The 24,479-nt window shown below is 44.3% G+C and carries 26 protein-coding genes; 3 read left to right on the top strand and 23 right to left on the bottom strand.

The genetic code is table 11. The features are described 5' to 3' along the window. Positions 1-7 precede the first annotated feature (7 nt). Both HYN59_RS04855 and HYN59_RS04850 read left to right on the top strand, forming a co-directional pair. Positions 8-949 carry an HU domain-containing protein gene (locus HYN59_RS04855; protein ID WP_181369510.1) on the top strand — a complete coding sequence of 314 codons (942 nt, stop codon included), beginning with the start codon at positions 8-10 and terminating at the stop codon, positions 947-949. Positions 950-1,205: 256 nt separating this feature from the next. Further along, a complete protein-coding gene (locus HYN59_RS04850) occupies positions 1,206-1,715 on the top strand; it encodes an acyl-CoA thioesterase (RefSeq protein ID WP_108777193.1) in 510 nt (169 codons plus the stop codon). A 30-nt stretch (positions 1,716-1,745) separates the two neighbouring features. Here the strand turns inward: HYN59_RS04850 and HYN59_RS18140 are convergent, their stop codons facing one another. The 10 genes from HYN59_RS18140 to HYN59_RS04810 all read right to left on the bottom strand — a co-directional run bounded on the left by HYN59_RS18140 (position 1,746) and on the right by HYN59_RS04810 (position 9,747). After that, positions 1,746-2,306: a type II toxin-antitoxin system HipA family toxin gene (locus HYN59_RS18140; RefSeq protein ID WP_245895705.1), complete on the bottom strand. Its 561-nt coding sequence runs from the start codon at positions 2,304-2,306 to the stop codon at positions 1,746-1,748. Positions 2,307-2,347: 41 nt separating this feature from the next. Continuing rightward, positions 2,348-2,644 carry a HipA domain-containing protein gene (locus HYN59_RS18135; RefSeq protein ID WP_219928794.1) on the bottom strand — a complete coding sequence of 99 codons (297 nt, stop codon included), beginning with the start codon at positions 2,642-2,644 and terminating at the stop codon, positions 2,348-2,350. A 68-nt stretch (positions 2,645-2,712) separates the two neighbouring features. Further along, complete coding sequence (locus HYN59_RS18430) at positions 2,713-2,844, bottom strand: hypothetical protein (RefSeq protein ID WP_425433078.1); 132 nt, start codon at positions 2,842-2,844, stop codon at positions 2,713-2,715. Between the two features lie 134 nt (positions 2,845-2,978). Then, entirely contained in the window at positions 2,979-3,227 is a 249-nt protein-coding gene (locus HYN59_RS04840) for a helix-turn-helix domain-containing protein (protein WP_219928793.1), read from the bottom strand. A 120-nt stretch (positions 3,228-3,347) separates the two neighbouring features. Beyond that, on the bottom strand, positions 3,348-4,601 hold the full coding sequence (locus tag HYN59_RS04835) for a murein hydrolase activator EnvC family protein (protein ID WP_108777191.1): 1,254 nt from the start codon (positions 4,599-4,601) through the stop codon (positions 3,348-3,350). 13 nt (positions 4,602-4,614) lie between these two features. Next, positions 4,615-5,394 (bottom strand): lipoprotein insertase outer membrane protein LolB1, encoded by a 780-nt coding sequence (gene lolB1 / locus HYN59_RS04830; protein ID WP_108777190.1) that lies wholly within the window; start codon positions 5,392-5,394, stop codon positions 4,615-4,617. A 15-nt stretch (positions 5,395-5,409) separates the two neighbouring features. Next, on the bottom strand, positions 5,410-6,708 hold the full coding sequence (locus HYN59_RS04825) for a tetratricopeptide repeat protein (RefSeq protein WP_108777189.1): 1,299 nt from the start codon (positions 6,706-6,708) through the stop codon (positions 5,410-5,412). 62 nt (positions 6,709-6,770) lie between these two features. Continuing rightward, complete coding sequence (locus HYN59_RS04820; protein ID WP_108777188.1) at positions 6,771-7,781, bottom strand: sugar phosphate nucleotidyltransferase; 1,011 nt, start codon at positions 7,779-7,781, stop codon at positions 6,771-6,773. A gap of 44 nt (positions 7,782-7,825) precedes the next feature. Beyond that, entirely contained in the window at positions 7,826-8,260 is a 435-nt protein-coding gene (gene dut / locus HYN59_RS04815; protein WP_108777187.1) for a dUTP diphosphatase, read from the bottom strand. A 17-nt stretch (positions 8,261-8,277) separates the two neighbouring features. Next, a complete protein-coding gene (locus HYN59_RS04810; RefSeq protein ID WP_108777186.1) occupies positions 8,278-9,747 on the bottom strand; it encodes an oligosaccharide flippase family protein in 1,470 nt (489 codons plus the stop codon). Positions 9,748-9,873: 126 nt separating this feature from the next. On the opposite strand from HYN59_RS04810, the gene HYN59_RS04805 reads away from it, so the two are divergent. Next, complete coding sequence (locus tag HYN59_RS04805) at positions 9,874-11,946, top strand: prolyl oligopeptidase family serine peptidase (RefSeq protein ID WP_108777185.1); 2,073 nt, start codon at positions 9,874-9,876, stop codon at positions 11,944-11,946. A 327-nt stretch (positions 11,947-12,273) separates the two neighbouring features. Here HYN59_RS04805 and HYN59_RS04800 read toward each other — a convergent pair whose 3' ends face one another. The 13 genes from HYN59_RS04800 to HYN59_RS04740 all read right to left on the bottom strand — a co-directional run bounded on the left by HYN59_RS04800 (position 12,274) and on the right by HYN59_RS04740 (position 24,469). After that, positions 12,274-12,885, bottom strand: coding sequence for a hypothetical protein (locus HYN59_RS04800; protein WP_108777184.1), 612 nt, complete (start codon positions 12,883-12,885; stop codon positions 12,274-12,276). A gap of 80 nt (positions 12,886-12,965) precedes the next feature. Then, a complete protein-coding gene (gene atpG, locus HYN59_RS04795) occupies positions 12,966-13,829 on the bottom strand; it encodes an ATP synthase F1 subunit gamma (RefSeq protein WP_108777183.1) in 864 nt (287 codons plus the stop codon). Between the two features lie 137 nt (positions 13,830-13,966). After that, on the bottom strand, positions 13,967-15,541 hold the full coding sequence (gene atpA, locus HYN59_RS04790; RefSeq protein WP_108777182.1) for a F0F1 ATP synthase subunit alpha: 1,575 nt from the start codon (positions 15,539-15,541) through the stop codon (positions 13,967-13,969). Positions 15,542-15,576: 35 nt separating this feature from the next. Beyond that, positions 15,577-16,110 carry an ATP synthase F1 subunit delta gene (gene atpH, locus HYN59_RS04785; RefSeq protein WP_108777181.1) on the bottom strand — a complete coding sequence of 178 codons (534 nt, stop codon included), beginning with the start codon at positions 16,108-16,110 and terminating at the stop codon, positions 15,577-15,579. 9 nt (positions 16,111-16,119) lie between these two features. Next, on the bottom strand, positions 16,120-16,620 hold the full coding sequence (locus HYN59_RS04780; protein WP_108777180.1) for a F0F1 ATP synthase subunit B: 501 nt from the start codon (positions 16,618-16,620) through the stop codon (positions 16,120-16,122). 90 nt (positions 16,621-16,710) lie between these two features. Then, on the bottom strand, positions 16,711-16,902 hold the full coding sequence (gene atpE / locus HYN59_RS04775; protein WP_181369509.1) for an ATP synthase F0 subunit C: 192 nt from the start codon (positions 16,900-16,902) through the stop codon (positions 16,711-16,713). Between the two features lie 32 nt (positions 16,903-16,934). After that, positions 16,935-18,116 (bottom strand): F0F1 ATP synthase subunit A, encoded by a 1,182-nt coding sequence (gene atpB, locus HYN59_RS04770; RefSeq protein ID WP_108777178.1) that lies wholly within the window; start codon positions 18,114-18,116, stop codon positions 16,935-16,937. 114 nt (positions 18,117-18,230) lie between these two features. Beyond that, the gene (locus HYN59_RS04765) at positions 18,231-18,626 is read right to left on the bottom strand and encodes a hypothetical protein (RefSeq protein WP_108777177.1); all 396 of its coding nucleotides are present in this window, start codon (positions 18,624-18,626) and stop codon (positions 18,231-18,233) included. Between the two features lie 2 nt (positions 18,627-18,628). After that, positions 18,629-18,856: an AtpZ/AtpI family protein gene (locus HYN59_RS04760; protein ID WP_108777176.1), complete on the bottom strand. Its 228-nt coding sequence runs from the start codon at positions 18,854-18,856 to the stop codon at positions 18,629-18,631. Continuing rightward, positions 18,834-19,232 carry a bactofilin family protein gene (locus tag HYN59_RS04755; protein WP_108777175.1) on the bottom strand — a complete coding sequence of 133 codons (399 nt, stop codon included), beginning with the start codon at positions 19,230-19,232 and terminating at the stop codon, positions 18,834-18,836. The genes HYN59_RS04760 and HYN59_RS04755 overlap by 23 nt, the downstream gene beginning before the upstream one ends. A 6-nt stretch (positions 19,233-19,238) precedes the next feature. Next, the gene (gene porW / locus HYN59_RS04750; RefSeq protein WP_108777174.1) at positions 19,239-21,992 is read right to left on the bottom strand and encodes a type IX secretion system periplasmic lipoprotein PorW/SprE; all 2,754 of its coding nucleotides are present in this window, start codon (positions 21,990-21,992) and stop codon (positions 19,239-19,241) included. A gap of 299 nt (positions 21,993-22,291) precedes the next feature. Further along, complete coding sequence (locus HYN59_RS04745; RefSeq protein WP_108777173.1) at positions 22,292-22,987, bottom strand: ABC transporter ATP-binding protein; 696 nt, start codon at positions 22,985-22,987, stop codon at positions 22,292-22,294. Positions 22,988-22,999: 12 nt separating this feature from the next. Further along, entirely contained in the window at positions 23,000-24,469 is a 1,470-nt protein-coding gene (locus HYN59_RS04740; RefSeq protein WP_108777172.1) for a DUF5687 family protein, read from the bottom strand. Between the last annotated feature and the right edge of the window lie 10 nt (positions 24,470-24,479).

Raw genomic sequence — 24,479 nt, 5'->3', positions numbered from 1 at the left:
TGTTTCTATGATGATAGAAAAACACATATCGGCTTTATTATATCGCTACCAGTGCGTTACCGTTCCGGGCTTCGGCGCATTTCTTACTGAAATCCGCACCGCACAGCTGGATACTGCCGCCAATACTTTCTATCCTCCTAAAAAACTAATTTCCTTTAATGCGAATTTAAAAAATAATGACGGGCTTTTGGCTAACCATATCGCATTGCAGGAAAAAATTTCTTATCCGCAGGCTGTTGCCACCATTGAGCAGGCTGTAGACCTATGGCTCGCAAAGCTTTCGCAAAAAGAAACCCTCGGGCTAAAGAACCTTGGCACGATGTCCTGCAACGTTGAAGGCAGCCTTGTATTTACGCCCGACACGCCAATAAATTACTTTACGGATGCCTTCGGACTTACCGCTGTGGTATCGCCCGCTGTAAAAAGGGAAGAATACAGGCAGCAGGCCGAAGCTATCGAAGAATTGGCCCCGGTAGTATTTACGCCGGAAAGGAAAAAGGATTATTCGTACCTGAAATATGCCGCGGTGTTTGTGGTAATGGCATCTGTTGGAGGTGCAGGCTTCAAAATGTACCGCGATAATGAAGTTGCCGCCCAAACGCTGGTTGTTGAAAATGCCGTACAGGAAAAAGTGCAGCAGAAGATTCAGCAGGCTACTTTTTTTATAGAGAACCCGATGCCGGCGGTAAAGCTTCCGGTGAAGGAAGAATATAAAGTGCTACCGTACCATGTAGTGGCAGGGGCTTTTAAAAGTGAGGCCAATGCGCAGAAAGCAGCAGCCCAGCTTATCGACAAAGGCTATAAAGCACGGGTAATCGAAAAGAACAAATTCGGATTGTACCCCGTAATCTATGGCAGCTTTGCGACGTATGCCGAAGCACATGAGAATATGAATGAGATACACCGCACAGTAAATAAAGAAGCATGGCTTTTGGTAAAAGAATTATAGATGAATCCTCCGGTTGGGGGATTTTTTGTTCAGTATAATTTCCTGGATTATTATTTTCACGCAAAGGCGCTAAGACGCCAAGACTCCTGCCGGAATGTATGACCTTTAAGACGCAAAGCAATGCTTCGCAATTTTCAGGGATCACTCTTTGCGTCTTAGCGCCTTTGCGTGAAATATTCTGTAGATGACTTGAGAAAAAACAAAACCATTTCTTAGCGCGGAAATTTCCTGTTATCTATCTTTGCCAAAAAAACTGATGCAGCCAAAATATCCTTCCGATTCCGCTTGTATAATGACCGACCTGGTGCTACCTGGAGAAACCAACCCGCTGAACAACCTTTTCGGGGGTGAGCTCCTTGCCCGTATGGACCGCGCCGCAAGCATTGCCGCACGCAGGCATTCGCGCCGCATTACCGTAACGGCATCGGTAAACCATGTGGCCTTCAACCGTGCTATTCCGTTAGGGAGTGTGGTTACTGTCGAGGCCAAAGTATCGCGTACTTTCAAATCATCTATGGAGATATTCATCGATGTTTGGACGGAAGACCGCGAATCAGGAACAAGGGCTAAAGCCAATGAGGCTATTTATACTTTTGTGGCGGTAGATGAAACCGGCCGCCCTGTTGAAGTGCCGCCTATTGAACCGCAAACCGACCTTGAAAAACAGCGCTTTGATGCCGCGCTGAGAAGGAAGCAGCTGAGCTTAGTACTGGCAGGCAAGATGAACCCGCATGAGGCAACGGAACTAAAGGCATTGTTCCAGTAATAATTATTATATAGTCTGTTCTTATAACCCCTAAGCTTTGAGGGATGCCTGTATCTTCTTTTCAATGATATCGGCCGATGCTTTGGTAACACCTGCGTCTTTAGCAAACGATTTCCATTGTGATACCGCATCGGCAACCTTTTCCAGGATTAAAGCCCCGCTTTTCAGACTAAATTCTTTGGCTAATGCCATCAGGTGATTTCTTGTAGGATTGGCACCTTCACCTGCTATAGTCGTACTGTGCATTCCGTGGGACGAATTAGAATAGGTGAGGTCATAAGCGGGTGCCAACTGCCAGTTGCCGGCTGCATCCATTAAATACGAGATATTCTTGCTGTGATCGTCACGGTTATGGGCAAAAACATTAAAAGCAGCTATCCTTAGTATTTTTTCATGACCGGCTACATCATTTTCCAACCGGAAGGTCGCATCCATCAAATTACCATAATCCATGCTGCTGTACCTGTAGTTATCATTAAGCATACCTGCTGCCGAATGCATATGGAGCCTACCTCGCTCTGTCCTGTCAAATCTTTTTGTGCCAAAAAAAACATTACCTGATCCGGACTCAAATAACCTGCAGGGGTTCATGTAAATCCCTGCGGCTAAGGCCATTTTATGATATGCATACTCTATTTGGGCAATATCCCCCTGTCATTCGATGATGGGAACTTGATAAGCCAGTCTTCATATCCTTTTGGCAGCGGTTCACTTCCGTGGACCAGATAGCCTGTTCCCGGATCATATCCCACCAGTATTTTAGGCCTTGCCCCTCCGGACGACCCGCCCATTTCATACAATTCATCGATAACCGAAGAACTGTCTCCCTGCAATACCGCAGCCATTTCCCTGGAAATAGCATCCAACTCTACCTGCAATATCTCCTGATGAGATGTTTCTGTTTGTGGTCGATAGGTTAATGCGCCCATACCTTTTAAGCCAACATGGGATAATCGTTGTAATGGAGAAATGTCCTGTATCAGAATCCCTTTCGCTGTTAATGCCCTGTCGAGTAATAAGCGCCCCACCCATCCGGCAGGGAATCATAAAACACTCCCGGCAGGCCTTCGAATATTTGTGAAGGTGCTGTATAGATCTTATCATTCAATGGGAGATGAAAAGGAGATATTTGGATACCCGATCTGATGAAATCAGTATAATATTTAAAGAAAATATCCCTGCCTTGCTTTATTTATTCCCCAACCTGCAATTCTTGATTTCCAAGATCAATCGAGACGATAACTTTATTAATAGGCTCCATTGCTACCGGGTTTTATCGCTGAATAATTTTTCGACAGCATCCAGATTGGTATCTGTTTGGAATACCGGTGTGAAATCATCAAGGCGGTTAAAAAAGTAAGCTATTTTTAAGAGTGCTTCCAGCGAAATTTGCCCGGTAGCTTCAAAACGCTTGATGCTGCCAAAAGATACACCTGATCTTGTAGCTAATTCTAGTTGTGATATCCCATTATTTTTACGCAGCTTTCGGGTCTTTAAAACCAATTCAGCCATGACGGAAGCAGGCGTTTTTACAGCGCTATATTTTGACATAATCAGATAATATATTATACAAATATACCTAAAAATAAGATATATAGATAATATAATATCTGTTTCCTAAAATCAGTCTTACTATTGCGCCACCCAGGATGAGGGGTTCAAGCTCGTTGTATTCTGCATCACGCAGAATTTAAGCACTGTCTTGCCGGATGGGCTTGTGGCTACCGTACCTATCGTTTCATTGGCATTTACCTTGTCGCCTGATTTTACATTGATGCTGGCCAAGTTATAATATACGGTAAGATAGTTACCATGCTGGATGTACACGATCTTATTCATCGATCCCTGTATGAGTTGTATCTTTCCTACCTCGCCGGCAAACACTGCGCGTACCGCAGTTCCCGGATTTGTAGTGATATCGATGCCGCTATTGTGTATTTTAAGGGTTCTGTCGAGCGGGTGCGGCTGGTCGCCATAAGGCACCGATATGTAGCCTTCTTTAACCGGCCATGGAAGCCTGCCTTTGTTGGCCTTAAAGTTATCGGCTATCAGCTTGCCTTCCTTGGTAAGCGCGATTTTGTTCGGTTCGGCCTTTACTGCTGCGGCAATCTCTTTTTTCTCTTCTGCCGTGGTTGCTTTGGCAGCAGCTTTCCTGTTGGCTTCGGCAATTGCATCTTTTATCAGCTTATCGATCTTCCTGTCGATGTCTTTGGCTTCACCCTGCATTTTCTTTATTTCGGAAGCATATTTTTTCTTGTCCTTCTGTATTGCCTTTACAAGCTTTTCCTGCTCCTCCTTGTCTTTTTGCAGTTTCTCCTTTTCCTGCTCGCTCTGCGTAACCAGTTTTTCTTTCACTTCTTTCTGGCCGCCAAGTATGCGGTTCAGTTCTTCGAGCTGGAGGGTTTTGTTGCGTATCTCATCGCCCTGTATTTTCCGGAAGCTGGCATACTGTTTCATGTACTGCACCCTTTTATACGCCTGCAGAAAATCCTCTGAGGACAGGATAAACATGATACGGCTCTGTTCCGACCTGTTTTTATAGGCCTTTACCACCATGTTGGCATAATCCTCCTTAAGCAGTTTCAGTTCCCTGTTGAGCTTGTTTATTTTTAGTTGGTTCAGGTAAATATCGTCGGTAAGCAATTTGGTTTGCTTCTGGGTGGTATTGATCAGCTTTTCGCTGAGTTTTATCTTCGCGATATTCTCAGTGATCTTGCTTACTACGGTCTTTTCCTTTTGGCTCTCGCTTTTTACAAGTCCCTGAAGCGTCTTCATTTCTTTAAGGATCTGGGCTTTACGCTGCTCCAGCTTTTTTTGCTGGTCCGTTTGGCCCCAGCTTAAAGCGGTGCATCCGATAAGGAAAATAGTAAGGAAGAATCTGGTCATTTTGTGTTGTCTCTTAATCTATAAATATCTGTTCGTAGCCTTCAGGAACATCATACGGGAAGGATAGCTTCTCGTCAAAGGTAACTGAATTATACTCGATCTTTAAATTCACCCTGTCTTTTTGCTCGGCCTCAATCTTAATCTCCGCCGGAAGCACCGCCTTCGGGTATTCCTTGTGGGCTGGGTACTGGATATCAAGGCTGCGGGGCTCCTGCCCGCCCTGGGCTACAACCTGCTTCTTAAGCAGGAAATTGGCACCCTCAAAAAACAATTCCTTATTGATGCCTTTAGCTTCTTTGCCTTGCAATTTGTATTGTCCGTTTTCTACTGCCATCTGGTAATTTCCTTTTTCCAGGTTATCCAATGCTTCACCAAGCAGCATGTTCTGTACCTTATCATAATTCAGCTCCGTTCCCAGCCAGCGGCTCAGCATGGCATAATTACCTTCAAAATAGGTGTTGTTTATCTTTTCGTAGTAGCTGACTTTTTTTGGGGTAATAAGCGCTTTCGCCATCGTGATGCCCAAAAAACGTACGCTCACCAAAATCATCTCGCCTTTTTTGATCCTGATGTCAGCCGAAACATTTTGCGATTGCTTGCTGTCCTTGTAGCTGGCATCCGCTTTTATATAGAGGGTCTGGAAATCTTTCGGTATCCTGTTATGCCCATCTATCACCTCTTTAGCCGATCTGGCAGTTTCAGCCGTTACAGCCTGCTCCGGCACTACAGCCTGCTTTGTTTTGCAGGAAGCAAATGCCAGTGCCATGATCAATATCCCTATGCTTTTTCTCATATAACCTTTCTTCAATTATTTGGTTTTGGCCAATCCATTCTTCGCATTTGTCAGCTCCTTTTTGAAACCGGCTTCAAGCGCATTGTCTTCCACTACAAAGTCGATTCCATCTTCAAGCCATTTTTTTGCTTTCGCATATTGCCCAAGCCCGTTAGCGCCAAGACCTGCAAAATAGTACAGCCGTGCATGGGTAGGATACAGGTCGATATACCTTGAAGCCTTTTTAAGAAGCTCATCATTACGTCCGCCTTCAGCATAGGCATAAAGTAGCAACTCTATGGCCTCAATGTCATCCGCCTTATTGCCCAGGCTTTTCTCAAAATACTTCGACGCCTCGGCATATTTCTTTTTATTGAAAAAGAACTTGCCTACCTCTTTTGCCACATCTACATTTTTATCATCTTCAAAATATCCAACGGCTTTTTCAAGCTGCGGTGCATATTGCGGATTGGCATTCACGAAGATCAGGAACTCGTTCAGTACCCTGTGCTTTATCTTGCTATCTATCTTCTTGCTTCCCAAAACACGGAACATCGATTCTGCTGCCTGCCCGCCTTCATTTTTATTGAGGTGAAATTTGAACATACTCACCTGCGCCCAGTCCGACTCCGGTATCTCCTTTTCCAGCTGTTTGGCCACCTGTTCCGCTTTTGCTTCCTGATTGCTTTCCGAATAAAGGTAGATCAGGTCGATGTAATTGGACTCTGCCTTCGGATTCTTTTTGATTGCTTCTTCCAGGGCTTCTTTTTTCGATTTCTTGTATTTACTGTCGCTTAGGATCTGCATCTTGTAAGCTTCCCTTTTTTCAGACATGCCTACCGTAGCCTCCATCTCGTTGATAAGGTCGAGCGCCTTGTCGTATTGCTGGGTGTACATATACAGCGAAACCAGGTCTTCCTGGTAAAAATCCTTTTTCCACTCTATCAGCTTCTGCACGATAGGAATGGATTTATTGTAATTTTTCGTATCGTAGTACACGTCATACAGCCCCTGCCAGTACCAACGATTCTTAGGGTCGAGCTGCGTAGCTTTAAGGAATGCCTTTTCGGCCTCTGAATAATTCTTCATGCCGAGGTAATTCTTCCCAAGCTCATTATAGAGTACTGGGTTGTTGGGTTCCCTTACGAGGCATTTCTCAAGAGACCGTACTGCCCTGTCGTAATTTTCAATCCCCTTTTGCTTTAATGCTTCGTAAAAATTATCCTGGAACTCATCTTTGGCCAACGCGAGCGAATCAGGCTCTGCCTGGGCATGAAGAGCCACAGGGGCTATTATCCCTGAAAGCAATAAAGTGTAAAGAAGGATCTTTTTCATATTTTAGCCTCACCCCTGCCCCCTCTCAAAAGGAGAGGGAGATCGTTGGAGCGAATATTTAGTTATTCCAATACCGAATAGTCGCCGATGCTGATGTGGGTAAACTTTCCGTCGAATGTGGCATAGTTACCTATCATGGCATTATCCAGGTTAGCATTTTTTATTACCGAGTGCGTTTGCACAAGGCTGTTCTTTATCGAACTGTTCTCTACTACGGTCTTATTGCCTAACGAAACGTTCGGGCCTATCGTAGTGTTCTTCAGCACTACATTTTCGCCTATGTAGCACGGCGGGATAATGGTACTGTTCTCCACCGTTGCAGACGCTGAGACCATGTGCTCGCCATCGGCATGCAAAAAGCCCAGCATCCTCGTGTTGGTCTCCACAGTTACGGCTTTGTTGCCGCAGTCCATCCACTCGTCTACTTTACCGGGCACAAATTTCATGCCCTTTATTTTCATGTTTTCAAGGCCGTCGGTAAGCTGGTATTCCCCGCCTTTCGTGATGTTGTTATCCAGCAGGTACTGCAATTCGTCGCGAAGCGTTTCACCGCTCTTGAAATAATAGATACCGATAATGGCAAGGTCGGAAACAAAATCTTTCGGCTTCTCCACAAAGTCAACGATCTCGTTCTTATCATTAAGCTTCACCACGCCAAAAGCAGAAGGGTCGTCCACCTGCTTTACCCATATCACACTGTCTGCTGAAGTATCTAACGTAAAATCGGCACGGAATAGTGTATCGGCATAAGCCACTACCACCGGCCCGCTCATCGACTCCTTTGCGCTCATGATCGCATGGGCCGTGCCCAATGGCTGCTCCTGGTAATAGATCGAGCCTTTCGCGCCAAGCTTTTCGGCAATGGCAATAAGGTCTTTCTCGACCATAGGGCCAAAGTCCTTATGTATTATAAATGCTATCTCTTCGAGTTCCTGGTGTATCAGCCCGGCGATATCCTCTACAAGGCGGTGCACGATAGGTTTGCCCGCAATTGGGATAAGCGGTTTCGGGATGGTAAGCGTGTGTGGGCGCAGGCGTGAGCCCCTGCCGGCCATAGGTACTATTATTTTCATTGTTTCTGGGGTTATCCTGTTTCTGTTAAAGTGTTTCGATATTGTTATTTCACGCCCGTACTCCCAAAGCCTCCCTCACCACGTGCTGTTTCAGTCAGCACTTCCACTTCCTGCCATTCGGCACGCTCGTGTCTGGCAATTACCAACTGGGCAATACGCTCGCCATTTTCTATGGTAAATGCCTCATTCGATAAATTTACTAAAATTACTCCAATCTCGCCACGGTAATCCGCATCAACTGTTCCGGGGCTGTTGAGCACCGTTATCCCTTTCTTGGCGGCCAGGCCGCTACGGGGGCGCACCTGAGCTTCATAGCCTATTGGAAGCTCAATAAATAATCCTGTTTTAATAATGGCCCTGCCAAGCGGCGACAAGGTTACAGGTTCGTCAAGATTGGCCCTAAGGTCCATTCCTGCCGAAGCAATGCTTTCATAATTAGGTAATGCGTGCGATGATTTGTTGATGATCTTAACCGTCATTTTTTATTTTCTGATTTTTATTTTCTCTTTAGGAACCGTTGCAGCACCTGTTTTTCATTCTTATAAATAAGGGCCATAAAACCTATGAGCGAGGCAATCCCGAAAAGGTACGTCTCACGCAAAATGTCTACATAGAATGTTATGGCAGAAAGCGCTATGGATACCCCAAGGTACAGCCCAATCCTTTTCATGTCGTAAGGTATCGGGTAGTATTTGTTGCCGAGCCTCCAGGATATGAACATCATGGTACCGTAGGCCGCAATGGTTGCAATGGCCGAGCCCATGTAGCTGATGTAAGGTATTAATGCGAAGTTGAGCGCCAATGTTATAACTGCACCTACTATGGAGATATAGGCTCCGATCTTTGTTTTATCGGATAGCTTGTACCACACCGAAAGGTTGTGGTAAATGCCAAGGAAGAAATTTGCGAGAATAATCAGGGGAACTACTTTCATGGCTTCCCAATAGCTTTCGTCCTGTATGATAATGACTTTTAGCAGGTCGGCGAACACAACTACCCCGAGCAGTATCGCTGACCCAAAAATGACAAAGTATTTCGTAATCGTGGCATAGGTTTGGGCGGCACTGTCGCTGCCGGCATGGCTGAAGAAAAACGGCTCTATACCAAGCCTGAACGCGGTAGCGAACAAGGTCATGAACAGTGCAAGCTTGTAACATGCCGAATAAGCACCTACCTCGCCATCGGCAATATTCGCCGGAAGGATGTAACCGAGCAAGATCCTGTCGAAAGATTCATTAATAGCAAATGCCATACCCGCTACCAGTACCGGCAAGGAATATTTCATCATTCGCTTCCAGAGGGCTGCATCGAAATGCCATGACAGCCGCAGGTAATGCGGAAGCAATACAATCAGTGTTGCGAGGCTTGCGATAATATTGGCCACAAAAACATAGCCTACTTCAAAATCCTCAACATAAAGGCTGGCCATAAAACTATCGGGGTCGGATGCTGCCAACTTGGGCAGGTAGAGCAGGAAGAAAAGGTTGAGCCCCAGGTTCAGGGCGACATTACCTATTTTTACTATTGCATAAAACATTGGCCTCCCTTCCGCCCGGAGCCTGGAGAACGGTATGATGACCAGGGCATCCAATGCCAATACCCAAATGGTATAGGTGATATACTCCACATCAATGTGTGATGCTTTGGCAAGGAAATCACGCGCAAGCAAAGCCCCGCCAAGAAACAGCAGTGTTGACCAAAACAGGGATATTGTCGAGGTGCTCAATACTTTCTTTTTACTCTCGGTATGGTAAAACCTGAAAAAAGCCGTCTCCATACCATAAGCCAGAATAACATTGAACAGCACCAGCCACGAGAAGATGATAGACACCTGCCCGTATTCGGCCTTGTTCATCACATCGGGGTGCGTATAGAGCGGGGTAAGCAAAAAGCTGAACATCCGCGGCACCACGGTGGCAATGCCGTATATGGCGGTCTGCTTAAAAAGGTTTCTGTAAAGGCTCAAATGGTTTGTTTGTCTAGTTACAAACAAAAGTAGCAAATTTCAGGGAACGAAGAAATTACATTACCGTAAAACCTGCGGTTTCATTATTAAATTCCGGGTGCTTATATTTGCACCGATTCAATTGCTATGAAAAACTTCTTCTTATTTGCCATGATATCTATGGCAGCGCTGGTTAACGCACAAAACTATCCGGCTACAAAAAAAACGCCTAAGAATATTACGAAACACGGCATAACGTTTACTGACGATTATACCTGGCTGGAAAACACGCAGGATAAGGAAGTAACTTCGTGGGTTGAGGCTCAGAATGTGCTTTTTTCAAACCATCTTACCGAGATCGGTACCGAAAAAGCAATCACAAAAAAAATAAAGGAATATGATGCCGGGTCTTCTTATGGGCTGCCTGCAAAGCGGAAGAAGTATTATTATATGATGGTGCGGATGAGTCCCGGCAAGCCCGCGCAACTTCACTATATGGACAAGCCCGACGGCATACCACAGCCTTTACCTAACCCGCTTAACGATTATGGCAGCAACGCATATGTGGTCAATTATTACCCTTCAGTCAACTCGGCATATCTTGCATTCAGCATAAGTCCTGACGGAAGCGACAAGCATGATGTCAAATTTCTTGATATGAAAAAAAGCCGGTTTGAAGATGATGTGCTTACCGGCATAAAGTATTCCGGCATCCAGTGGAAAAATGATGAAGGCATATTTTACAAGCATAACATAAACAAGACTGCCTTTGCCGCAGACAGCACCTATCAGCTCTATTATCATGCTATAGGTAAGCCGCAGAAGGACGACAAATTGATATTTGATTCATCAGCGTCAGACAGCCATTTTAGTTTTGGTGTCAATGAAGAGTACCTGTTTATTACTGAGGAGATAAACGATGGGGCTAGCAAGAATTATTATCGCCTGCACCTTGACAGCCTGTCGAAATCACCTGTCAAATTTATTTCTAATGTGGCCGCAGACTTTGATTTTAAGTATTACCACAAAGGCAGGTTTTATTATTCTACACAGCAATATGACTGGGGCGAATTGCGCTCAAGAAACCTGGACGGCACCGATGAAAAGGTGGTGATCCCGCAGTTTTATAACCAGTTGCTCAGGAGCACACTCATGTTTGGCGATTATATTGTGTGCAAATACAAAACATTAGGCAAATACCACCTTTCCCTTTACGATAAAGATGTCCATTTTATCCGGAAATATGACCTGCCGCCCGGCACAGACTGCGAGGTGTCTTTTTATAATAAAGAAAACAATTGCCTGTATATCAGCCTAAGATCGTATACTCTTTCTTCCCAAAATTACACCTTAAACCTTGATACCGGAGAGTTTAAGCCCTTCTTTTCGACAATATTCAAAGCAAAGCCCACAGTGTTTCCGCTGGATTATTTTGAAAGCAAAACAATTACCTATAAAAGCCGCGACGGAAAAGATGTACCCATTACCATAGTCCATAAAAAAGGGCTTGTGATGGACGGCAGCAACCCAACACTGTTAAAAGCTTATGGTGGGTTTGGTAATGTAAGCACACCTGCCTATAACACCGGGCTGCTGTACTTTTTAGAGCAGGGCGGCGTTTTTGCCTATGCCGAAGTGCGGGGTGGCGGTGAGAAAGGCCTTAAGTGGCATGCAGCGGGGCGCGGTAGAAATAAGATACATTCTGTAAATGATGTTATTGATGCCGCCGAATTCCTTATTGCCGAAAAATATACTTCATCTCAGAGGATAGCATTTACAGGTGCATCTAATGGTGGGCTGATGGCAACAGCCGCTATGACCCAACGCCCTGATTTGTTTAAAGTTATAATATCGGAAATGGGATTAACAGATATACCTTCAGCAATGCTGCATACTGTAGGAAATTATCATAAAGATGAATATGGCAATCCCGAAATTAAGGAAGATTATGAAGCTATGCTTACTTACTCACCTTATCAAAAGATAAAAGACGATGTCAACTATCCTGTAACTTTACTGATAGCCGGTGAAAATGATGACCGTGTAACTCCTTTCCAGTCATATAAGTTTGCCGCAAAGCTTCAAAACAGGCCCGCCCAAAAGAATCCGGTTTATATAAAGACCAGTGAATTCGGGCACAATAAATCAGTTACATACGATGAGCGCACGAAAGACAATGCTGAATTTTACAGCTTTTTACTCTATCATCTTACGAAGTAAAAGTGCCCTTTATTTTTAATGTAGTAAGCGTCGTTGCCCAGTATCTCGGCACATTGTATTCCTGTTGTAAACAGCAACAGCGTCATTGGATTTTTTGTCTGTTACACTGAAGTCGTTCAGTATCACAATCCATTCCGCTAGATTTTTCCTTGTTTTTCGATGACCTGTTCGTCGGTTACATCCCAGTATTCTTTTTTCATTTAGGTAATTTTTTCAATATAAAAGTAACGAAAAATTGGCTGGATAAATCACCCCGGCTTTCAGGCAATTGTCCAAAGGAGGGGAATATTCTTACTGACCTTGACAGATGACATTAGGAAATATATATCAAAAAAATTGTGTGGTTTCAATGAGAATACGCTTTTTAATGTTTTGGTTGAAAGTTTCTTCATCAAATTTAAACTTAGCCCTTTTTGAAATGCCAGTATGATTTTTCCGGGCTATAGCTTTCTCTTCTTCTATACATGCCAGCTTTTTAGCCGCATATTCATCTGTAAGCAGATAATATTGGTACTGTTCCTCCTTAAATGATTCCATTTCCGCATGATCGAATGTTTTAGCACCGGTAAGGTTTCCGTTGGTGATTTCCAATACATAATAACGCTCCCATATATTTAATTCAGCAGGAAGTCTTGGATTTCCTTCATAACTGCCATCGTATATCACAATAAGTCGTGTCATAAAACTAAGTTTCTGTGGGAAGCCGGATGGAAAAACTTTTATAAATAGTTCACGGCCTTCATCACTTATAAGATCCAAATCATTTAAAAACAACTCGTTATCCCTAATCTCGAAACAAGCCAAATAACCCCGCCATAAAGCTGTCATTGTAGCTGGAGGAGATATATTTTTCTCAAACAAATAATTGGCTAATAGCTCATCTTCCAAAAAATATTCTTCACCTTTATAAATAATTGTATCGGATATTTGCTTTGTCATAGGTTTGTAAATGGTAAACCAATATACTAAAAAAAGGCTCCCTTTTCAGGAAGCCTCTTCAACTATGTTTGTTTGTAATCTTAATTGTTCAATGCCTCAGCACCTCCTACGATCTCAAGGATCTCGCCGGTGATGGCTGCCTGGCGGGCCTTGTTGTAGGTAAGCTTAAGCTGGTTCCTAAGGTCGGTGGCGTTGTCGGTTGCTTTGTGCATGGCCGTCATACGGGCACCGTGCTCAGAAGCGAATGAATCGCGGATGGCTTTGTACAGCTGCGTTTTTAGCGAAAGCGGCACAAGGCTTTTTACGATCTCTTCTTTAGATGGCTCGAAAATATAATCTGTTGCTGTTGTTGCAGCTTCAGTTGTTTGGGCCGGGGCCAACGGAAGGAACTGCTCTGTAAGCACTACCTGTGTGGCTGCATTCTTAAAGTGGTTGTACACGATCTCGATCTTGTCGTATTCGCCGGCTGCAAACCTGTCCATAAGCATTTGTGCCACATTGGCCACATTTTCAAATGTAAGGGTGTCGAACAGGCTGCTCTCATTGCCTACAATATTGCAGGTTTTCTTCAGGCCGTCGTTACCTTTCTTACCAATAGCAAGTACGTCGACTTTTTTGCCTGCATACGCATCCTGAAGCACTTTTATCTGCTTGATCACGTTTGCATTGAAAGCGCCGCACAATCCCCTGTTTGAGGTGATCGCCACGATAAGCACTTTGTTCACCGCACGCTGCTCGGCAAATGCGCCGCCGTTATCGCTGTCAAGGGTTGCGCTAAGGTTTTGCAAAAGTTCGGTAAGCTTTTCAGAATAAGGCCTCATGGCAGTGATGGCATCCTGTGCTTTTTTAAGCTTGGCTGCCGACACCATTTTCATCGCGCTCGTGATTTGCATGGTCGATGAAACGGAAGCGATCCTGTTACGTATTTCCTTTAAGTTTGCCATTTTTTATTTAGTATTGAGTAGTGAGAATTTAGTATTGAGCCGTAGCCCGTAACACCCCTCTTATAGTATTAAGTATTGAGATGTGAGAATGAGAGGGCTCAGTCTCACTTCTCAATACTAAAATCTAATATCTAAAATTAATATTTCGCAGAGATCTCGGCAGCGGCTTTTTCAAGCACGTCGGTTATCTCGTCTGTAAATTTACCTGCTTTAAGCGCATCAAGGGTTCCCCTGTGTGTAGCTTTCAGGTATTCGATATAGTCTTTTTCGAATTCTTTTACCTTGTTAACCGGTACGTTCCTAAGTAGGTTTTTAGAACCTGCATAGATGATCGCAACCTGGTCTTCTACAGTAAACGGATCGTTAACCGCCTGCTTAAGGATCTCCACGTTACGTTTACCTTTTTCGATTACGTTTAGTGTAGCCGCATCAAGGTCGGAACCGAATTTCGCGAACGCTTCAAGCTCACGGAACTGTGCCTGGTCAAGTTTAAGCGTACCGGCAACTTTCTTCATCGACTTGATCTGAGCGTTACCACCTACACGGGATACCGAGATACCTACGTTGATCGCAGGGCGAACACCCGAGTTGAACAGGTCAGACTCAAGGAAGATCTGTCCGTCGGTGATCGAGATCACGTTTGTTGGGATATAAGCAGAAACGTCACCCGCCTGTGTTTCAATGATCGGAAGTGCAGTAAGCGATCCGCCACCTTTAACGATTGGCCTTAACGATTCCGGAAGGTCGTTCATATTTTTTGCAATGTTGTCATCGGCGATAACCTTCGCAGCACGCTCAAGAAGCCTTGAGTGAAGGAAGAAAACGTCACCAGGGTAAGCCTCACGTCCCGGTGGCCTCCTTAGTAGAAGGGAAACCTCACGGTAAGCAACCGCCTGTTTAGACAAGTCATCATAGATGATAAGGGCAGGACGGCCCGTATCACGGAAGTACTCACCTATCGCAGCACCTGCGAACGGAGCGTACACCTGCATCGGCGCAGGGTCGGAAGCATTTGCAGCAACGATAACCGTATAAGCCATTGCGCCTTTTTCTTCCAGTGTTTTTGCGATACCTGCAACCGTTGAAGCTTTTTGCCCAACCGCTACATATATACAGAATACAGGTTTGCCTGCATCATAAAATTCTTTTTGGTTCAGGATGGTGTCAATACAAACGGTAGTCTTACCAGTCTGGCGGTCACCAATTACAAGCTCACGCTGTCCACGGCCTACCGGGATCATCGCGTCGATTGCCTTGATACCTGTCTGCATCGGCTCAGTTACCGGCTGGCGGAAGATAACGCCCGGAGCTTTACGCTCAAGCGGCATCTCATACAGCTGGCCACCGATTGGGCCTTTACCGTCGATTGGCTGCCCAAGGGTGTTCACCACCCGGCCTACCATTTCTTCGCCTACTTTAAGCGAAGCAATACGGTCAAGCCTTTTTACGGTAGAACCTTCCCTGATACCCGTTGAAGGGCCAAGCAATACTACGCCCACATTGTCTTCCTCAAGGTTAAGTACAATAGCCTCTAACCCGTTGTCGAACTGTACCAACTCACCGTATTGAGCGTTGGAAAGTCCGTAAACACGGGCAATACCATCACCTACATTAAGAACTGTTCCCACTTCTTCCAATGTAGCACCCGATTCAAAACCGGACAATTGTTTCTTTAATATTGCTGAAATTTCAGCTGGTTTGATCTCTGCCATCTGATTATAGTTTAAACACTTATTGTGATAAAATTCTAATTACTCAATTCTCTTTTCAGCGTAAGCAGGCTGTTTGCCACAGAGGCATTGAACTGCTTATCACCTACCCTTAATATGAAACCGCCGATAATCGCCGGGTCTACAATATTCTTAAGGGTGATCTTTTTATCCGAAAACTCCTTTACCTTGTCGAGCACTTTCGCTTCAAGCTCGGGAGTGATAGGGAATGCCGTAGTAACGGTAGCCACCTCAACACCATTCATGGTATCGAACTGTGTCTTGTACTCGGCAGCTATTGCGCCAAGGATCTCAAACCTCCTGTTTTCAAACAGCAGCCTGAAAAGTCCCTGCGTAATGTTTCCTGTATTGGCAAACACTTCTTTCAAAGCCGACTCTTTCACTTCGCCCTTGATAGTAGGGTTATTAATGAAGGATGAAAGCTCACCGCTCTCTTTAAGGGTAGCGGCAATTAGCGCCATGTCATCGTTCACCTGCTGTGCAGCGCCCGAAGCCTGTGCCATTTCCAGTATTGCCTTTGCATATCGTATTGCAGCTCTTGAACCTGTCATAACGATGGATTAGTTTAGTTTTACTTCGCCCAGCATTTTCTCAACCAAAGCGGTTTGAGCTTCCCTGTTCGATAGTTCGTTTTTAAGCAATTTTTCGGCGATCTCAAGCGAAAGGCCTGATACCTGTGCCTTAAGCTCAGCCATGGCAGCGTTTTTCTCGCTTTCGATAGCTGTTTTAGCCTGCTCTATTAATTTCTCGCCCCTTACTTTTGCATCAGCTTCAGCATCAGCGATCATTTTTTCTTTTATCTCACGGGCTTCTTTCATCATAGCATCCCTTTCAAGCCTTGCTTCCTGAAGGATCCTTTGGTTATCAGCCTGTAGGTTGTGCATTTCTTTACGGGCAGCCTCGGCAGAAGCCAATGCATCCTTAATTCCCTGCTCCCTGTCATTTATAGAGGTAAGAATTGGTCTCCAAGCAAACTTCTTAAGAAGCAGTATTAACAGTACGAAAATAATTATCTGCCAGAAAAACAGACCAAAAGAAAAATCGTTGAGTAACTTTTCCATAATATATATTAAGTTGCCTTAGTTAATTATTTGTTTTAATTAAAACTATGGTTACAACCAACCGTTGCAACCATAGTTTATGAGTTTGGATTATTTTGCGAATAACGCAGCGAAACCAATACCTTCAATAAGAGCGGCAGCGATAAGCATAGCTGTCTGGATTTTACCAGAAGCTTCCGGCTGGCGTGCGATAGCGTCCATTGCTGAACCACCAATTTTACCAATACCAACACCCGCACCGATTACGATAAGGCCTGCTCCAATAATTTCTGGGATTTGCATAATGTATATATTAAAAATTAAACATTCAAATTTTAGTGATGCGCTTTAACTCCTTCTTCTTCATGATGATGCTCATCGTGGTGATGCTCCTCTACAGCTGCACCGAAATAAAGCGCTGAAAGCATCGTGAAAATATACGCCTGTAATAATGCTACAAGAATCTCAAGGATTGAAAGTACAAATGCAAGTCCGAAAGACAAGCTGCTGCCTATCCAGTTTTTGAAAATAAACATCAAAGCAATGATACTCATCAATACTATATGGCCCGCAAATATGTTAGCATAAAGACGTATCATTAATGAGAACGGCTTGATGATGGTGCCCAATAGTTCAATTGGCGCAAGAACGATTCTCATAGGCACAGGCACACCAGGCATCCAGAAGATGTGCCCCCAGTATGTTTTCTTGGCTGTAAATGTTGTAATAAGGTATGTAAGTATAGCAAGTGCTGCCGTTACTGCAAGGTTACCTGTAACATTCACTCCCAGCGGTGTCAATCCAAATATATTAAGAAACCATATAAAGAAGAATATCGTTAATAGGTAGCTCATGTATTTTTTATAGTGCTTCTCGCCGATATTCGGGATAGCAATCTCATCACGAATATATATCACCAATGGCTCAAAGAATCTTCCAAATCCTGTTGCAATACCGCCATTTTTAGGATATGTTTTTGCAAGGCCGCTAAATATGATAAGCATCAAAATTGCGGTAATAATTATCATCAACACACTTTTTGTAATAGAGAAGTCAAGCGGCTTTACATTAGTAGGATGTTCGTGGTGCTCACCTTGGTAAGTAAGTGCACCTGCAGCATCCGTTTTGTATATTTTGCCGTGGTGCAGCTTGTAATAGTTGCCGTCTACTTCGGCAACGCTTTCACCATGGTTGAATTTTGAAGAAGAGAAAACTTTAAGGCCGTCATCAATCAAAATTACAGGAAGCGGGAAACCATAATGCTTTCCTTCAGCCTCGTCAGAGAAAAACGTAAAATCATGCGAATCCTGAACGTGGTGCAGGATGTGAGTTTTACTTTTCGCCTTTATATCGTCTGCAGCACCATCCTCATCTTCAACTACTTTAACTGACTCAACAACAGTTGTATCAGCTTGGGCGTGGTCATTATGCTGGGTTGAATTTGCAGATGTAGTTAACGGAAGACAGGCAACCATGGCTGCCATTATAAATTGAAGTGGTTTATTAGAAATCACCATTGCCTTATCTTAGTTTTATACGGTTCTAAAATTTGGTGCAAAGGTAAACTAATTATTTACACAGCCAATACACAAAAAATTATTTTTTTTGATTATTGTCGTTCAAAAGCCATTTTACTGCTTTTTATTTAATAATCTTATAGTTAAGACTGTCTCAATTGTCAAAAAGAGAATAAAAATGAAAAAGAAATTCATTTTTTCAAATCGACCTCCTTCACCCGCTTCAAGTATTGGCTTTAACATTAAATAGCAAAGCCCCATTTGAACCAATGTTGCGCCTATAAAAACATAGCCCGTATTGTCCATGCTATGTTTGTATACCTTTAAAAGGACTGTGATTAGTATTACTGCACAGGTTATGAAAAATAAATATAAAACCTCTAATGAATGGTGATATGCAGTATATTTTATGCTAAAATCCGGAAGCAAAAAAATCAGCCTGTTCACTGCATAAAATACTATACCAAAAAGTAATGCCGTAATTTGTAGGCGGTACTGGTTTAATGCCATGTCTATTTTTTCTTGTCGAGGTTGTTCACCTGCCTGATTACATAATATAAAGAGAGGAATACACCAAGCAGCGTAGTTATTTTTTTGTAGAGCCCGTTATCGTTAGGGTATTTTTCGTCAAGCCACCCGCCAAACCAGGAGAAGGCGAAGATCACGATTCCCATTTGTATGGGCAGGCTTATAAGCACAAGCCACTTGTTGGGATTTTTATCCGGCTTGTTGCTGCTCATTGTTTTTTGGCAAAGGTTTTACCTGGGTCTTCATTACGCATGAAGCACTGAATTCGGCACCCGGTTCTACCGACAGCTTGCCGGTAATGACCTCGCCCTTTATGTGCGCCTTCGATTTTACATTAAGTTGTTCGTCTACCTCGATTTTACCATTAAAGCGCCCTTCTATGTCGGCATTCTTGCATTTGATATCGCCGGTAACACTTCCGGCGGGGCCTATGACTATCTTTCCCCTGGAAGTAAAATTGCCGGTAAGCTCACCATCCAGCCTGAAATCGGCCTGCGATATGATATCTCCTTTAATAGTTGTCCCTTCTACGATCCTGTTGGTTTTCCCGAGCAGGTCGGTATACGATTTTTGGGGCTTCTCAAACATAATTTCTTATTTTATGGCTAAAAACCCGGTAAGGTTCTTTTTGATCTGTACCACTTTATAGTCCTCAGTCGAAATTACTATCGGCGTTTCAGCGATCTTATAATCCTTATATTCTTTCAGTACCGATGCAGCATCCTCAGCAGCCAGCTTGCTGTTGAAGCCGTGCACCACGAGAAAATCTTCATTCGTAGTATAAACATCCTGCGAAATGGTGATGCTGTTGTTAAGTCCTTCTTTAATGAATTTCTCTATCTTGGCCTTTAGCGGTGCAATTTTAGGATCGGTCGGGCTGTCAAATTTAAAGATCATTTTATAGGTTACCGACGGCTTGCCAAAGGCGTTCTTCTCAAGGTTGGGAACATCCGTTTTCAATATCGTTTCGGCCAGTTTGCCTTCGGTGCTGTTCGGATACGTAAGCGCTACAAAGTTGAGCGATTTTTTATATTCTTCAAGCCCCTGCAGCCTGCCCACGATCCTTGCTTTCAGCAGTTCGAACTTAGAAACGATCTCCTCGCCAGTATAGGTTTCAATATTGGTTTCCAGCAACGCGATTACTTCCCTCGTTTTGCCTTCTTCATATTTTTTATACACCGAAGCATACACGGCTTCCGGGCTTGCATTGTTTACCGCATCCATTCCTGGATTCTTTATGATCTCGGCATACCTGCTGTCCGGGTATTCGTCCAGTACCTGCTGCTTGTATTTATCTGCTTTCGATGGGTCTATGATCTGGTATATCTTGTACAGGTTGTATTTTGCCGGAAGAATAAGGCGCTCTTCAGGATTGTTTACCAAAAGCTTTTCCAGCTTGTCGGCAGCGCGCTTGTACTCCTTGAACTTCTCCTTATAAATAATACCCAGCTGGTAGTAGGCAAAGTTGCGGTCTTTTGCAAGGCTGTCCAGCACCACCTGCGATGTAGGCAATTGTTTGATATAAAAATCGGCAGTATAGCGCTCGTCGATTTTTTTATCTTCTTTTCCCTCTTTACCCGCTACAGCAAGGGTGTCACCCTCTTTTCCGGCAGCCGCGGGATCATCATTTTCTTTGCCCTTGTTCTTTATTTCAGACGACCATCTCCAGTTATCTACCAGCGGCCTGTCGCCCCAGCGTTTCTTAAATTCAAGCTTGCCATAGGAAACCGTTGACGGCGTATAGAAATAAAACTTACTGTTGCCATTTCCGCCAGAGGCACCACCAATGCCTGATGTTGGCATTCCCGGCTGGGACTTTGCGCCCGCAGGAATATTTGGCGCCCCGGATCTTGAATTATCACCTTTGCCTGAATTTGTGAAATCGTCACCTGAATTCTTGCGAAGCGATACCTGCCCATTGCTATTTGCATTCGAGCCCGGGATAAATGCATCATCATCGTTAAAGGAGCGAGCCCCGGCAGCAGCTATGTTGGCCTGCTTCTGCGCCTCTGCCTCAAGCCTCTTTCTTTCCTTTTCTTCCTGCTCTTTCAGCCTTTTGATATAGTCCTCAAAAAAAGCGACCCTTCCTGTTTCGGAAAGCGACACTATATGAAGTATGCTGTCATTGTTCTGTGCAATGGCTTCATATTTTATTACATCCTCAAGGTTATCCCTTTTCTTTTTGATGGCCTTGAATTCCCTGCCCCTGTTGTCAAGATACACCATGGTACTGTCATAATACTTACCGGCCATCGGGTATTTTGCCTTTTCAAAATTAATTTCGGCAATATTCCTGTAGTTGGAAGCCATCAGGTACTTGTCGGCCGATTTGGTGCGGAGCGATTTGTTGTAATGCTTTACCGCTTTCTCATCATTGCCCTGCTTGTCATAATACAGTGCCACCTGGTGATGGATAATATCAAGGTAAGGCCTGTTCTCGCGGTCTTCCAGCAGTTCCCTCATGTTGGTCATGAAGGCGAGGGTATCGCCCTTTTCATGATCGAACATCCCGGCCTGCATGGCATGCGCCTGTATCACATAGCGCCTCGGCGACTTCCTGTTCATATCTATAACCGACTGGTAGTAGGCATACGCGCTGTCGGGCTGCTTCATCTTGCCGAAAAGCTGCCCCAATATAAAGCGGTAACGGGCTTCCTGCTCGCGGTCCCTCGTGAATTCCATTGCTTTTTTTAGCACAAAAACGGCGCTGTCGTTCACGCCTGTATTGATATAGGCCTGCGCCAGCATTGCATTGGCATCGGCATATATCTGCTCGTCCATTTTGTCCTTTTTTTCTTTCAGCAGCTGGTTCAGGTTCTTTATGGCTGTGCCTTCATTCTCAAGGCGGATGTTGGTCTTTTCGCGCCATACTTTCACCTCATCTATCCTGCTGCTCCCTTTGTGCTTGTACAGCACATAGTTGAAGGCTTCGAGCGCAGGGATAAAACGGTTGTCGTAATATCTTGATTTCCCCAACAGTAAGTGGGCCTCATCCATTTGCTCGTTCCTTTCAATGCCGCCAAGGTTCATGGAGTGTTTTTGTATCGCCTTGGTTGCCTTGGTCTCTGCCCTTTCAAAATTGGCATTCCGTTTATCGGTAGGCTCCATTTCCTCTTTGGCCGGCTGCATCTTTTCTACAGGCAGCACATCCCAAAAATTATCGGCATAGGTGGTTTTAAGGTCGTTGATACCAGCCTGCAGCGCATTCTCACCATTATATAATACATTATATTTGGTAGTCATTGCGTGATAATTCCGGTTTACGAAAGAGTCTTTCTTGGTGGAGCAGGCTATGGCAAAGCCGAGCACCCCGCAAAGAAGAATATATTTATACTTGCTGGTTTTCAATGTAAAAGCTTTTTATCCTTAACTTTTAAAATCTCTTTTTAGTATAGAGAGGGGTAAAAATACGCTTCTTTTTTCTAAGTGGGAGTTTTTTGGCAAAAAAAAACCGGCAGCATGCCATTAGCGCATGCTCCGGTTTTAGCCACGAATTACACAAATTTTCACAAATTGTGATATTTTTTAATAACAGGCATATAATTTATATATGGAATGAAATCTTAGTTAATATAAACCACCCCACCCTTCAGGCACCCCTCCAAAGGAGGGGAAGAGCTTCACTCAAACTGGAAATTATGTGTGACCTACACCGCAAAGAATTCTTCCAGCTCTTTCAGGGTTTCGTCCGATGTTTGTATGTCTTTTACAATTCGTCCTTTATCCAGCGCCACGATGCGGGTGCTTACCTCGGTGGTGTGCATAAGGTCGTGGCTCGATACCAATATGGTCACATTCTTATCATCGGCCAGTTCCTTGATGATCTTTTTGAGCCTGAATTGCGTGGTGGGATCCAGGTTGGCAAACGGCTCATCGAGAACGATAACTTCGGGATTGCCAATAAGCGTGGCGATGATGCCCACTTTCTTCTGGTTCCCTTTGGAGAGGTCGCGCAGGTACTTTTTCTTATTGAGTATCTCACCATTAAAAAAGTCTTCATGCTTTTTCAGCAGCCCATCTACATCGGCTTTGTTCTGGCCACGCAGCTCGCCGATGAAATAGAAATATTCCTCGGGGGTAAGGTAGCTTATAAGGAAGGTCTCATCAAGAAAAGCCGCCGTTACCGGTTTCCATGCCTCGCTTTTGTTTACCACAATATCCTTTATCTTCACTTCGCCGTTCGAAGGCTCGATAAGGTCGAGCAGCAGGCTGAAGAATGTTGTTTTCCCTGCGCCGTTATTCCCTACCAGCCCCAGGCTTTCGCCTTTGCGAATTTGCAGGTGGTCTATATTCAGTACGGTTACACCGTTATATGTTTTCCTAAGGTTTTGTGCCTGTATCATTATCGTAGTTATTTATTCTTTTTGTTTGTAAGCATCCAGTGTTTTGTATTTCTCGCTTTTGTAAACCTTCTCTATTTGCCGGAACATCATGTTACGGAAGGCAAATCCGATCAGGCCCGCCCCTGCTACAAAAGCATAGCCGCCATTAGCGCCGGCAATATAATTCCCCAAGGCGTAAAGCCCGATGGGTAATAATAGCTTCGGTATGGTAAGCAGCATGGTCTTTACGTTGAAGGCTTTCTTGTTCCCAAAAGCCTGTTTGCTGCTGGCAAGGTCGATAGGCGTTTTGATGAAAGCCCCGCCCAACAGTACCAGGTGCGAATTCACTCCTATATTATATACCGCACCGGCAAGGATAATCAGATAGGTACTCAAGCCAAAGTAAAGATAGAATGCTGCCAACACTGTACTGATAAGCGTACCGATAACCACCAGCCACCATTTCGAAGCGATATAGTCTTTATACTGTATGTTCTGGCTCATCATCAGAGGGTAATAGGCGCTGTCCCAGCTCGGCACGAACTGCCCGAAGGTGAACATGAAGCCTCCCGTAACAAAAATACCTGCGAATACTTTCCAGAAATCATTATCATACTGCTCGATAGCGCCGGTCATGAACAGCAGCCCGTAAAACAGGAACAGCACACTCATGGTAACGGTGGTTTTAGAACGCTTGTTCCTGCGTATCAGCTTGATGTCGTTCTTCAGGAAGGTACCCATGGTGCCAAACCGGTTAAGCCAGGTGTAGTCCTGCGTTTCGGCAATTTCATGTTTGCCTTTAAGGCCGGTATCAAGATACAGGTTTTTACGGAAGTAGGAGAAGGTGATGATCCATAGCGCTGCAAGGATGGCTATCGGTATCAGGAACATATAGTACGTGCTGTAAAACCCGTGGTAAAATATCGAGGTTATGATGGTAATGTCAAACAGCTGGTAGTACTGCAATGCCCCGATGCCGACGAAAAACACCAATATCACGGCAAACACCCAGTCTTTATTATTAGCAAGGATATTCAGGAAGTTATTGCAATACACAAGCGCCGTAATGCCAACGTACCATAAGACCGAATTAAGCGGGTCGTAGCCATGTAAGAGCAGCATTATCGTGAAAGGCACCAAAAAGAAGGCATGCAGGAAATTGAAGAACGACAATACGCTTTTCCCTATGGCAAAGTGTACGATGGTTTTTCGTTTTATCGGCAGGGTCAGCAGCGGGCGGATGTTCATTACCGGGATCTTCTGCAGGAAGATGCGCATCATCAGGTCTGCCAGGGTATAATAGATCATGTATTTGCTTACGATGACCAGCGGGTCCTGGCCGGTATCTTCGATAAGCTTGTAAGCTAAAACACCGGAGGCCAAAAACACCAATGAGAAATAGATGGCCGCTATGATCATGAAGATCTTTAAGGCAACATTGGCTTTAAAGGAAGAAGCCCTGGTGAATGCTTTCCATTCGAGGCTGATAAATTTCCTGAACATTATAATGTGG

The sequence above is a fragment of the Flavobacterium album genome (assembly GCF_003096035.1).
Classification (GTDB): domain Bacteria; phylum Bacteroidota; class Bacteroidia; order Flavobacteriales; family Flavobacteriaceae; genus Flavobacterium; species Flavobacterium album.
The sequence above is the reverse complement of the archived record's forward strand: the minus strand, read 5'-3'. Positions and strand labels throughout refer to the sequence as shown.